Raw genomic sequence first — 12,806 nt, forward strand, 5'->3', positions numbered from 1 at the left:
ATCAAACTCTCCAATAAATTTTATTGAAGAACCTTGATGGCTCTTATAAATCTGGTTTAAAAAGAAATTGTTTAAAAAGTCTGGAGCGGGAAACGAGATTCGAACTCGCGACCCTCGCCTTGGCAAGGCGATGCTCTACCGCTGAGCTATTCCCGCTTTTGACTCGCACATCTAGCGTGTTTGTTGTTTGCATTGTTTAGTTTTCAAAGAACACTTGCTACCGAAGTAGCTTATTTAGTCTATCACAATGTTTCGCTGATGTCAACTACTTTTTTGTGATAACTATTTGGTTGGTGCCGTCAACCGACTACTTGTTTATAATATCACAATGAAACTGCCTCGTCAACACTTTTTTTGAATTTATTTTAAAATATTATGTGGTATTTCGACATAGGTCTGCGGTACATCTCCTACTACGATGTATTCTGTTAGGGGTATTGTTGTTTGGACAGTGGTTGTTTCTTCTGTGAATGGTATGATGATACGTATGTCGATCATGATGTCAATGTACATGCTGTGTTTGGTCTGGTTGATGCCGATATGTTCGAATTGGTTTTGTGGTCGTACAATGATTTTGCCTGTTGGTTTCATATAAATGGGTATTTCCGGTCCACGACCGGCAAGGAAGCTGATTTTCGATAATTGTCCAAGGGGTATGTTGATGGGGATATCAGCAAGTGCAGAGAGTTCTGTTTCTATATTGTTGGTGATGGCGGCAGTGATGGCGTTATATTGGGTAGTGTCCGGTTGGACGAGGATGACTTTTCCTCGTTCGTCTAAGATGGTATGTACACGCAGGGCTTCTTGACCTTGTTCTTTGATGATGTTTTCTACGGTTCGGCTTATGATGGTCGTTGCATGACGATTGATTTTGTTTTCGGCTATGATGTACAGGGTGGGTCTGAGTTCGTTGTCTATCCATAGGAATGTGCTGCATAAGAGTGTGATTACTATGAATATGGTGAGTATGCTCTTGTTTGGGGTTGCTATAGCAAGATGGTATTTCATATGGTTTCTCCATTCTTTTTCTATTATTTTATTCTTTGTGTGTAAGATGTGTGTATATGTATGCTTTTTTCTTCTCTGGTTGCTTTTGATGTGATATAATTAAGTATCATTTATTTGTAGGAGGATATTATGTCTAATCTACTTAGATCTAAACGTAAGGCTAAACCTTCCAAGAAATCATCGAAGTCGGGTAAGTCTAAGATTGGTTTTTTGATTGGTATTGTTGTGGTGGTTATGCTGGCAGGTATTGGTCTGGGATTTTTGTCAGCGAATATGAATACGAAGCCGGGGCTTACGAATGATATTCGTCCCGCGGCTTCGTCGCAGATTTTTGATATCAATGGTGATCTGATCTGTAATCTTCATTTGGAGGAAAACCGACTTCCAATCAAGATTGCGAATATGCCGAAGGATCTGCAGAATGCTTTTGTTGCGGTAGAGGATGCTCGTTTTTATAAGCATTGCGGTATCGATCCTCTTGGCATTATGCGTGCGGCAGTTGTGAATATTACCGCAGGCAGTGTGTCGGAGGGTGGTAGTACGATCACGCAACAGCTCGCCAAGAATGCTTATTTATCTCAAGAGCGTACGTTGAAGCGTAAGATTCAAGAGATGTTTTTGGCTCTCCAGATCGAGCGCCAGTATTCGAAGCAAGAGATTCTTGAGATGTATTTGAATCAGATTTATTTCGGTCAAGGTGCTTATGGTATCCAGGCAGCAGCTAAGACGTATTTTAATAAGAATGCAGAGGATCTGACGCTTCCGGAGTGTGCTATGCTTGCAGGTATTCCGAAGAGTCCGAATTACTATTCACCGTTTAATAATCTGAAGGCAGCGAAGGCTCGCCAAGAAGTGGTCTTGAATCAGATGGTGAAGTATCAATATATTGATAGCGAAACTGCGGCACGTGCGAAGGCGACAGAGATCGTTCTTGCCGAGCCCGGCGGTGCGAAGTCGCGCCAGTTGGCTTCTTATTTTATTGATTATGTGACGCAGATATTGATCGAAAAGTATGGTGCCGATGCTGTTTATAAGGAAGGCTTGAAGATCTATACGACGCTCGACTTAAATATGCAGAAGGCTGCGGAGGCCGCTATTACGCAGCTTCCTACTTATCGCACGGATGAAAACGGTGTGCAGCAGCCGCAGGTTGCGATCGTTGCGATCGACCCGCACAACGGGCACATCAGAGCGATGGTCGGCGGTCGCGGCAACGATCATTTTAACCGTGCTACGATGGCTGAACGTCAGCCGGGTTCTGCATGGAAGCCGTTTGTATATCTGGCAGCGATCGACAGTGGTATGTGTCCGAAAACAACGATTCGTGATGCTGCATTGACGATCGGCAATTGGTCGCCGAAAAACTACTCGGGCAATTATTCGGGTACGGTGACACTTCGTCATGCACTTACGTATTCACTTAATATCCCTGCAGTGAAGCTGGTACAACAGCTCTCTCCCGAGAAGGTTCTCCGTTATGCACAAGATATGGGTATTACTTCGCTGGTGTTTGAGGGTGCAGTCAACGACTGCAATTTGTCGGCGGCATCGCTGGGTGGTTTGACCCGCGGTGTGACACCGCTTGAACTTGCCTCTGCGTACGGTGTATTCGCAACGGGCGGTGTACTTACCAAGTCGACTCCGATCATCAAGGTCGTAAATCGTGATGGCAAGGTGCTTGAAGAAAACTTGACTCCGCAAAGCAAAGATGTTGTAAGTGCAACGTCTGCTTATATCGTAACTGATATGATGAAGGATGTTGTAACGCATGGCACGGGTGCAAGAGCGAATATCGGTCGTCCTGCGGCAGGCAAAACAGGTACAACGGATAACAACCGCGATGCTTGGTTTGTCGGATTCACGCCTGACTTGGTAGCAAGTGTTTGGGTCGGCATGGACAGCTCCGGTTATTTGTCAGGTGTTACAGGCGGCACGCTCCCTGCTGCTATCTGGCGTGATTTTATGAAAGTTGCCGTACGCAATATGCCGGCAACAGATTTTACAAGACCACGCGGTGTCGATATGGACAAGGAAACGCTCAAGGCAACCGACAGTGGCGATCCACTCCCCGAAGAGGATGAAGAAACAACCGAAGAAGATGTGACGACAGAGGAGCCGAAGGAAGAGACAAAAGCAGATGATAAGAACGACGACAAAAAGTCTGATGATAAAAAAAGCGATTCTAAGAAAGCTGACGATAAGAAGGGAGCAAAACAATCGACTTCCAAACAGAACAGCACGACAAAATCGACTTCTCCTTTCTTGCCACCACCTCCATCTCGCAACAATTAAAGAAAAGAGCCCCTGCATAAGCAGGGGCTTTTCTTATGCCGTCAGCAGCAAGAGGAACTATCATCATTCGTCAAGTAGTTGCCGCCGCCAAAACCGCCGCAGCAGCATAAGAGTAAAATGATGATGATAATGATCCATATCCAGCCGCCGCCAAAACCGCCACAGCCACCGAAACCACTATATCTGCCCATGATGTAACCTCCTTTATTCAAGAGCGTATTATCTTGCCGCTCTTATACTGTAATATATGGCTTTGCAAGGTAAGTGTTCATGACCGTTTTTTTATTTTTCGGTTCACTTTTCCCAATACGCTTCATATGTTGAAGAAAGATTATTCGGAGGTGGTTTCTTTGTTGGGGAATTTCGGCAATATGATGGAGGTTATCCAAAAAGTGCAACAGAATGTGCAGTCTATACAGGAAGGACTGCGTAAGGAACGGTTGGAGTCGTCGAGCGGTGATGTCGTCCATGTTGTAATGAACGGCGCACAAGAGGTCATCGCGCTCCATCTAAATCCATCTTATTTGTCACCCGACAACAAGGCGATGCTTGAAGATCTCTTGATCGCTTGTTTTAACGATGCATCTCGTCAATCACGCGAGCGTAATCAATCGGCAATGGGTAAGCTCTCGCAAGACTTCAACCTGCCTCCGATCCCGGGACTCTTCTGATACAGTCTGTTATAAAGGAGTTGATGCGATGAGCACAACAGATAAATCTCTTCTTCAAACGATCCTCACGCTTCTCGATGTGCTGTCATCGCACAAAACAGAGGGTCAGTCTTGGATACATCTCTTATCCCTTCTCTGCATCTTCACGATCCTAAATCAACCGCCCACCAATACGAGCTCATCGGCACAGCCTGCCAATCCTCTGCAAAAACTGCTCGGCGACTTGGCCAAAGGCACTTCGCAAGGTGGCGGGCTCGGTAGTGCCGATACACTTCTTTCTCTCCTGCCGCTTCTCAACAGTCCGCAAATAAAATCCAAGCTGAACCCGAACAGTATTGCGGCAATGATGAACGTCGTCCAAAGCCTTACCGGCGGAGCAGCACCAACGCCTGCCAAAACTGCGCCACCCTCTTCCGAATCACATCCTGCATCTGCGACAGCCGCTCCTTCCCCACCACAACCTGCTCCATCTATACCATCGCCACTCGAGCCTACGCCCACACCACCACTGTCACCAACCACACCGCAACCACAATCGTCCAAACCAGATCCTGCACCGACCAATCGTTATCTCGATTGGAAAAACAGTTTTTGATAAAAAAGATGTTCCCTTCACAAGGAAGGAAACATCTTTTTTTATTGCAGTGTAACGAGTGTCGCACCATCTCCGCCTTCATTGAGCGGAGCAGGCTCAAATCGAAATACACTGTTATGGTGTTTTAAGTATGCTTGCACGCCTTTTCGGAGTGCGCCTGTACCTTTTCCGTGAATGATGATGACTTGCGCCAATCCTGCAAGCACCGCATCATCGAGATACTTACCCAAGACAGACTCGGCTTCTTCCACAAGCATACCACGAATATCGATCTCACGTCGTACATTCATCGCTTTCTGAAATCCAAGACTGCGAGCAGCTTTTTTCGGTTTTTCTGCTTTTTTCTCACGCACATCTTCTACCAGACTGCACGATGTGATCGGTACGGTCGTCTTGAGGAAACCACATTGAACGATGGCATTGTCGCCTTTGATGCTTTCGATCGTACCTTTTTGCCGAAGCGAAGCAACATATACTGTCTGTCCGACCTTGGCTTCTTCCTTTTTCATACCGCCTTTTTCTTCATAACGGTCGAGCGAACCTACATTGTCACGCGCGCGTTGAAGTGAAGTACGTGCCGACTGAATAGACGCTTGTCGTTTCGCTTCATTCGTCTGCTTGAACTGCTCTTTGAGCTCGCGAATGACCATCTCCGACTGACGTCTTGCTTCCTGAATGATGGCGGCGGCTTCTTCTTGTGCTTTTTGCAAGATGCGTTTTTGTTCTGCTTTCAGCTCTCTGCGCTCATCGCTCGCTCTTCGTTTCAATCGGATCGATTCTTGCTGCAGGCGATACGCTTCTTCCGAGCGCTCCGTATAAGCACGTTTTTCAGCTTCCAGATCGGAGAGGACCGATTCCAAGCGGATGTGTTCCTCTTCCAAGAATTCCTGCGCCTTGCTGATGATATCATCGGATAGACCGAGCCGCTTACTGATAGCAAAGGCATTACTGCTTCCCGGTACGCCGATAAGCAGTCGATATGTCGGACGAAGCGTTTTCGTATCGAATTCCACACTGGCATTTTCGATTTCGGGATGCTCATAAGCGAACAGTTTCAACTGACTGTAATGTGTCGTCGCCACCGTCTTGGCACCGCACGACAAGATATGTTCCAAGATCGCCATCGCAAGTGCCGCCCCTTCTTCAGGGTCTGTACCTGCACCGACCTCATCTAAAAGAAGAAGGTCGTTCGACTTGGCTTGACGCAAAATATCGACGAGATGCGTCATATGCGCCGAAAATGTACTAAGACTCTGTTCGATGCTCTGTTCGTCACCGATGTCGGCATAGACCGAATCGAAGATCGGCAGTTCAGATGCTTCTGCCGCAGGCAGGAACAAGCCCGACTGCATCATCAACGCAAAGAGACCGAGCGTTTTCATCGTGACAGTCTTACCGCCCGTATTCGGCCCCGTGATAAGAAGTGCTTTCGTATTCGGCTTCATCACAATGTCGATCGGCACGACTTTTGTACGATCAATGAGCGGATGACGCGCCTTACGAAGCGAGATGCACCGCTGTTCCGAAATGATAGGCCGCACTGCCTGATGCGCTTCGCTATAGAGTGCACGCGCTACGATAAAATCAAGTTCTGCCATCGCTTCGCACGTCTCGCGAATAAGCTCGCTGTCTGCGCCGATGAGCTGTGACAATACGCGAAGGATACGTTCTACTTCTTGTTTCTCCGAAAGCTGTAGTTGCTTAATATCATTATTGATCTTCACAATGGCCATCGGCTCGATGAAGACAGTCGCACCACTGGCAGACTGATCGTGTACGATACCGGGGAACGCATGGCGATATGCCTGTTTGACAGGAATAACATAGCGATCACCGCGCATCGTAACGAGATTCTCTTGGAAAAATTTCTGATAATCGGGATGTTTCAGTATTCCCTCCAAGCGATCTTTTATCTGACCCTGAAACGATTTTAAATCGCGACGGATACGCATCAATTCTACACTGGCATCATCACGCACCGCACCTTGTTCACTGATAGCACCTTCTATCTTGTCCTCTATCTTCTGGAACATCGTGATGCCGAGCGCAAGCTCGCGAAGGCGCGGGAGTTCCATCGCCGTTTCTTGAAAAAACCGTTTCAAGCGACGTGCCGCATAGAGTGTCGAGCGAATAGCCAAAAACTCATCGGGCATAAGCACAGCACCAAGCCCCGCCCGCGTCACACTCGAACGAATATCACGTATCCCGCCGAGCGGAAGCGGTTCTGCCGATTGGAGTATCTGCATGACCTCATCCGTTTCATCGAGTTTTTCACGGATCATAGATGGCTCGGATAGCGGCACCATACGTGCACAACGCTCTTTTCCCATCGCCGAACCCGCATATGACGTCACCGCTTCACGGATCTTATCAAATTCTACTGTTTTGAAAACTGATTTTTTCATATACCCTCCCGCTTCTTACAACACACCGCGGAAATAATGTCCTCGTGTAATATTTTCGTTCTCGTGCGTCCACTGCGTAAGCTCTCGTTCCGTCAGCGAATTGCCCGCATCGAGAAGCAAACGATAACGACGAACGAGATCAGCCAATTCTTTGGCTGCCATATATTTTCCTTCGATACGGATACGCGTTACACCGATCTCACCGAATCGTTCTACGTGCGGAAGCATAGACAACTCTTTTGTATTCAGGATATGCATACGGCAGAATTGGTCGGTCGCGATCGGGAATCGCTCACTCATGCGGTCTTGCAGATAATATTTCTGTTTCGTGCAGACCTGCGAACACGGCTTCTTATCAATATCGCCGAGGAAACTGCCCAATACGCAATATTCGCTGACCATAAGAGGAAGATGTCCGTGTACGATGCACTCCGTCGGAAGCGTCGCACGGCGGACAAGGCGTTCTACCTGCCCGAAATTCAGTTCGGGCGACAACGTCACACTGCTGATACCTTGTTCTTTCAAATAATCAACGGCATATGCGTTATAAATATTGAGCGAAAAATCGGCATGGATCGGAAGCTCACTGATCTCTTGCGCAAGTGCCATCACACCGAGATTACCAACACTGACACCATCTCCGCCGAGCTGATTGAACAGGCGAAGTTCTTCTTCGATCGCTTTCATCTGCCACTGCTTCGCAATGCGTGGTGTCGCAAAGATGATTTTCTTGTGATATGCTCTCGCAAGTCGCAGAGCTTCTTCGTAATCACTATGTGTAATTGCCTTGTGCGAGAAATTTTCTCCGCCGAACAAGACGACATCGGCACCGTTTTTGTATGCCGTTTCTACTTTTTCTATCGTATCGGTATGTACCGTCAAAAGCGGTTTCGTTTCTTTGTCATTGCGCGACAACTTCGGCAGCGTACGATACGGCGCAGACTCACGCATATACGGAGCCAAGCGCGCTTCTTCGAGCTGTGCTACCGCACGGCGGCGCACTTCGTTAAGCTCGCTGACAGGCACCATCAATTCGCCTTCACATTCAAAATCGAGCGAATCGAGTGCAAACATCGTCGTACCAAGACGTTCCAGCTGTTTTTGCACCGTTTCTGCCGAAAGCGGACGTTTGCGTGCTGCTTCTGCAAGAAAATCCGTCTGACCGACGCCCATGTTGCCGTCTGCATCACGAAGCGTGAGCGTAAGCGGCTGTCCTTCGCTGACGAATACTTCTGCCGCCACACCAACGCGGCGTACCGGCGCACCGCCCGCATAGAACGTCTTAGCACGTTCCATCAATGCCGCATCATATACCTTGAATGCACGGTCACTGACACGCACATGGCTCGGCACGGCAAACGTTACTTCTGCACCTTTTTCTGCTGATGCGACTTCCTTTCCGTTTATCGTCATCGCCTGGATCGTCGTATTGACACGACCGCCGACTTTGACCCATATATCAATGATATCGCCTACCTGCATTCTCTCATCAAGACGCATCGTAACAAGTTTTTTCTTCGCATCGTAGGCTACGACACGCCCGACACGTACACCACGATTATTCGGACGACGGTCACTCATCATCGTTTTGCCCGGTTTTTTCTCCAGATATGCCGTTGTAAAGTCACGGTTAAATATCTGTGTCAGGTCTTTTTTGAGCGCTTCATCGACCGCATAACGAATATCATCGCGAATCGAATCAAGCGACTTCCGATACGCATCGACTACGACAGCTACATATTCGGGACGCTTCATACGGCCTTCTATTTTAAGCGAACGCGCACCTGCTTTAACGATCTCGGGAAGCTTGTCTATCGTGCAGAAGTCACGCGGCGAGAGCAGATACTGCCCTACATCTTTACCTTCCAGCACGTTGTTGCCTTTGTCATCGACAAGCTGATACGGCAGACGGCACGGCTGTGCACAACGGCCGCGGTTACCACTGCGACCGCCGATCATACCACTCATCAAACACTGACCCGAATAGCATACGCAAAGTGCACCGTGAATGAACGTTTCGATCAGCGCACTCGTCCCTTCACTGATCGTCTTGATATCATCAAGCGATACCTCACGCGCCAAAACGACTGTCTTGAATCCCTGTTTTTCCAAGAATTTTGCCGCAGGGAGATTCGTCACCGTCATCTGCGTGCTGGCATGGAGCGGAAGCTCAGGCAGTATCTTCTGCGCAAGATATACCGCACCCAAGTCTTGTATGATAATAGCATCGACACCTGCTTCGTATAAAAAGCGCAGGTAATCTGCCAAGTCCTCTGCTTCATTCTGATCGACGAGCGTATTGACCGTCACATAGATCGCGACACCACGCAAATGTGCGTAACGGATCGCTTCTTTTAATTCTTCTCTGTCAAAATTATCGGCATATGCACGCGCGCCGAACGATTTTCCTGCCAAATAGACGGCATTGGCACCGCTCTCTACGGCCGCGGTCAAGGCTTCTCTACTGCCTGCCGGTGCTAATAATTCTACCACGTCATTCGCCTCCGATTATGTTTCTTTTTTCGGCTGTTTGTTAAGTATATCTCTTTCTATGTTTTGAATACTTTTTTGTATTTCATCTACCTGCTTAGCCATGCGCCTAATTCGCGTCATTTGTTCTCCGACAATACTGAACGGATCATGTTCTGCTTCTTCGCACAGTCGAAACAGGTCTTCTCGTGTGATCGGTTCTTTTTCCGATATCTTGACGATCGAAAAATCACCACTGCTCTCAAGGCGCGCCAACTTGATATCCGCAACATTCGACATTTCCAGTCCTTGCAGATGCAGTTCTTGTCGTAAGTCATCATAGTTGACACGTGCTTTTCTCAAGTTTTCGGTCAATATCTTGCCGTCTTGTATCAAGACGATCGGCGTACCCTCTACCCATTTACGGATCAGCTTACTTTTGAGGGACAGAAACGAAAACACTTGCTGCAGCAACAAGAGCGCTGCCATTCCACCGAATCCCGATGCAAGCGTGATCGTCTTATCCATTGCAGTCGATACCATAATATCACCGATACCGACGAGCATGATAAAATCAAACGGCGAAAACTGCCCTACCGTTCGATTGCCCATGATACGTACAACAAACAAAGATACCCCGCAAAGAAAGACCAACAGCTTGAATACCTGCCAAAAATCTTCTGTCATGATCGCCCCTCCCTGTTCGTATTATGAACGTGGGACGATTACCTTATTCTGTATTTTGACATAAACATACTTGTTTATTCAATTCGCACACAGAATCCTTTTTCCTGCTTTTTCTCAATATAAAAAACAGACCATGCTTTCACATGATCTGTTTTCATTTCTTTATTTTTATTTACGGATCTCAGCACCGCATTTTTCGCTGAGTGCCGCAAGGATCTTCTGATACGGCTCTTCGAGTTCTGCATCGGTAAGCGTTTTTTCTGCCGACTGGAAGAACAGCGAGTATGCCACGCTCTTCATTCCTTCGCCGACCTGGGCGCCCATATAGACGTCAAATACTTCTGCACGCTGGAGGTACTGACCACCATTTGCGAGGATGACTTCTTTCATCGCTTCGGACGTAACGTCTGTCGATACGACGAATGCCAAGTCGCGCGTAACAGCAGGATATTTCGGGAGCGACTGATATTTCGGAATGAGCGAGGAGAGTTCTGCAAGAACTTCAATGCTCAAGTAGAAGATATATGCCGCTTTCGGGATCGAATATGCTTCAAGGACTTTCGGATGTACTTCACCGATATGACCGATGACTTTACCGCCCGCCATAACGACTGCCGTTTTACCAAGGTGGAGCGACGGATGCGAACCTGCTTCGATCGTATATGCGTTGATACCAAGGCCTGCCAAGATACGCTCTACCGTACCTTTTGCATCGTAGAAATCAACAACATCTTTTGTCTGATTCCAGAGTGTCGGATAACGTCTGCCGTAAAGTACACCGCAAAGCTCCGTTTTTTCAGTCGGAAGTTCCGTAAGCGGAAGTGCTTTCGGAAGGAATACCGAACCGATCTCGAACAATTTGAGATCTTCGTTTTTACGCGATACGTTACGGCTTACCATATCAAGCATATTGCCGAGAAGCGTCGTACGAAGGATCGGGAATTCTTCTGTAATAGGATTCATGATGGGGATCGCATTACGAAGCGTAGAATCTGCTTCGATGTTAAGCTTGTCAAATGCCTGCGGATGCGAGAACGCAAACGACATTGCTTCATTCATACCACAGCCAGCCAAGATCGCTGTCACGCGATCGACGATCGTCTGCTGATAGCTCTGACCACCGCTTGCCATTGCACTTTCGGGCATTTTGACAGGGATATTGTCGAAGCCGTATACACGTGCAACTTCTTCAGCAAGGTCTGCCATAACGGTGCAGTCACCGCGCCAGGACGGTACTACGACCGACAGCTTGTCATTTTCTTCCGTTACTGCGAATTCAAGACGCGTCAAGATATCGACCATCGTCTGCGTCGGGATCGGTGCGCCGATATGACTGCGGATCGCTTCCGCTTCTACCGTGATCTGCGTCGGAAGCGCAAAGCCCGGATATTCGTCAACGATACCCTGCGCGACCGTACCACCGCAGAGATCAGCCATAAGAGCTGCCGCACGGTCGATCGCAGCCGAGATCGCCGCTACATCGACACCACGTTCGAATCTGCCCGATGCTTCCGAGCGAAGACCGAGTTTACGGCCTGTACGACGGACGCTTGCACTGTTGAAAGCTGCCGCTTCCAAGAATACCGTCGTCGTCGCATCCGTTACTTCGGTTGCAAGACCACCCATAACGCCTGCCAGACCGACTGCTTTCACATCATCGGCAATCACGAGCATTTCACTTGTAAGTGTACGTTTTACATCGTCGAGCGTCGTCAATACTTCGCCTTCGAGTGCGCGGCGTACATGGAGATGATGACCGCTTACGAGATCATAGTCATATGCGTGCATCGGCTGACCCATTTCGAGCATAACGAAGTTCGTGATATCGACTACATTATTGATAGAACGGATACCTGCATCCTGAAGACGTTGTTTCATCCATTCGGGAGATGCGCCTACTTTTACATTTTTGATAACGCGAGCCGTAAAACGCGGGCAAAGCGACGGCTCTTCGATCGTTACTTTTGCAAGGTCTGCTGCTTTTTCATCGTTTTCGGACAAATTGAGGATCGGTCTTGTTACTGCATTGCCCGTAAGTACACCGACTTCGCGAGCAAGACCGAGTACACAGAAGCAGTCTGCACGATTTGCCGTCAATTCGAACTCCAAGATCGAATCGTTAAGACCGAGCGTTTCTTTGATATCCTGACCGAGCGGCGTGCCTTCGGGCAAAATGAAGATACCTTCCTTTTGTTCTGCCGTAAGCATCGTCGGATCGAGATTGAGCTCCGCTGCCGAGCAGAGCATACCAAGCGACAATTCACCGCGAAGTTTGCCTTTTTTGATCGTCATGCCGTTCGGGAGCTTCGCACCCACAAGACAAACAGGCACCGTCTGACCGACACGGACATTCTGTGCGCCCGTAACGATCTGAATATTTTCTTCACCGCCAACATTGATCTGACAGATGAGCAATTTATCTGCATTCGGATGTTTTGTAATATCCATGATCTTGCCTGTTACGACTTTTTCGATACCTTCACCAAGCGTAACAACATTCTCGACCGGCACGCCTGCCATCGTCAGCATATCGGCGATCTGCTCGGGAGACTGTTCAAAATCAACATAATCTTTCAACCATTTAATTGAAGTCTGCATTATTATATCTCCTCTTTCCTCGAATTAAAACTGACGTAAGAAGCGCAAATCATTGTCATAGAACAAGCGCAAATCGTCAAT

Annotated in this window: 9 protein-coding genes and 1 tRNA gene; 2 read left to right on the forward strand and 8 right to left on the reverse strand. The window is 48.0% G+C overall.

The annotated features are described in order from the left end of the window. Positions 1 to 81 precede the first annotated feature (81 nt). Both IJN28_04060 and yunB read right to left on the reverse strand, forming a co-directional pair. Positions 82 to 156 (reverse strand) — tRNA-Gly (locus IJN28_04060). Positions 157 to 360: 204 nt separating this feature from the next. Further along, positions 361 to 1,008 carry a sporulation protein YunB gene (gene yunB / locus IJN28_04065; protein MBQ6712946.1) on the reverse strand — a complete coding sequence of 216 codons (648 nt, stop codon included), beginning with the start codon at positions 1,006 to 1,008 and terminating at the stop codon, positions 361 to 363. A 129-nt stretch (positions 1,009 to 1,137) separates the two neighbouring features. Between yunB and IJN28_04070 the strand changes: the two genes are divergently transcribed. Beyond that, a complete protein-coding gene (locus tag IJN28_04070) occupies positions 1,138 to 3,300 on the forward strand; it encodes a penicillin-binding protein 1A (protein MBQ6712947.1) in 2,163 nt (720 codons plus the stop codon). A 41-nt stretch (positions 3,301 to 3,341) separates the two neighbouring features. Here IJN28_04070 and IJN28_04075 read toward each other — a convergent pair whose 3' ends face one another. Continuing rightward, positions 3,342 to 3,491 carry a hypothetical protein gene (locus IJN28_04075; GenBank protein ID MBQ6712948.1) on the reverse strand — a complete coding sequence of 50 codons (150 nt, stop codon included), beginning with the start codon at positions 3,489 to 3,491 and terminating at the stop codon, positions 3,342 to 3,344. Between the two features lie 159 nt (positions 3,492 to 3,650). Here IJN28_04075 and IJN28_04080 point away from each other — a divergent pair, with 159 nt between their 5' ends. Further along, a complete protein-coding gene (locus IJN28_04080) occupies positions 3,651 to 3,971 on the forward strand; it encodes a YbaB/EbfC family nucleoid-associated protein (GenBank protein MBQ6712949.1) in 321 nt (106 codons plus the stop codon). A 156-nt stretch (positions 3,972 to 4,127) separates the two neighbouring features. Here the strand turns inward: IJN28_04080 and IJN28_04085 are convergent, their stop codons facing one another. The 5 genes from IJN28_04085 to IJN28_04105 form a co-directional block, all read right to left on the reverse strand. Next, complete coding sequence (locus IJN28_04085) at positions 4,128 to 4,514, reverse strand: hypothetical protein (protein MBQ6712950.1); 387 nt, start codon at positions 4,512 to 4,514, stop codon at positions 4,128 to 4,130. Positions 4,515 to 4,607: 93 nt separating this feature from the next. Further along, on the reverse strand, positions 4,608 to 6,971 hold the full coding sequence (locus tag IJN28_04090) for an endonuclease MutS2 (GenBank protein MBQ6712951.1): 2,364 nt from the start codon (positions 6,969 to 6,971) through the stop codon (positions 4,608 to 4,610). Positions 6,972 to 6,986: 15 nt separating this feature from the next. After that, positions 6,987 to 9,464, reverse strand: a complete 2,478-nt coding sequence (locus IJN28_04095; GenBank protein MBQ6712952.1) for a DUF3656 domain-containing protein — start codon at positions 9,462 to 9,464, stop codon at positions 6,987 to 6,989. 15 nt (positions 9,465 to 9,479) lie between these two features. Beyond that, positions 9,480 to 10,127 carry a DUF421 domain-containing protein gene (locus IJN28_04100; GenBank protein MBQ6712953.1) on the reverse strand — a complete coding sequence of 216 codons (648 nt, stop codon included), beginning with the start codon at positions 10,125 to 10,127 and terminating at the stop codon, positions 9,480 to 9,482. A gap of 168 nt (positions 10,128 to 10,295) precedes the next feature. After that, positions 10,296 to 12,725: a phenylalanine--tRNA ligase subunit beta gene (locus tag IJN28_04105; GenBank protein MBQ6712954.1), complete on the reverse strand. Its 2,430-nt coding sequence runs from the start codon at positions 12,723 to 12,725 to the stop codon at positions 10,296 to 10,298. Positions 12,726 to 12,806: the final 81 nt, after the last annotated feature.

The organism is Selenomonadales bacterium (genome assembly GCA_017442105.1).
Lineage (GTDB): Bacteria > Bacillota > Negativicutes > RGIG982 > RGIG982 > RGIG982.

Bases quoted from the DNA above. Each gene is read 5' to 3' on its own strand.
- yunB (MBQ6712946.1), bottom strand. From the start codon at position 1,008: ATGAAATACCATCTTGCTATAGCAACCCCAAACAAGAGCATACTCACC.
- IJN28_04070 (MBQ6712947.1), top strand. From the start codon at position 1,138: ATGTCTAATCTACTTAGATCTAAACGTAAGGCTAAACCTTCCAAGAAA.
- IJN28_04075 (MBQ6712948.1), bottom strand. From the start codon at position 3,491: ATGGGCAGATATAGTGGTTTCGGTGGCTGTGGCGGTTTTGGCGGCGGC.
- IJN28_04090 (MBQ6712951.1), bottom strand. From the start codon at position 6,971: ATGAAAAAATCAGTTTTCAAAACAGTAGAATTTGATAAGATCCGTGAA.
- IJN28_04100 (MBQ6712953.1), bottom strand. From the start codon at position 10,127: ATGACAGAAGATTTTTGGCAGGTATTCAAGCTGTTGGTCTTTCTTTGC.
- IJN28_04105 (MBQ6712954.1), bottom strand. From the start codon at position 12,725: ATGCAGACTTCAATTAAATGGTTGAAAGATTATGTTGATTTTGAACAG.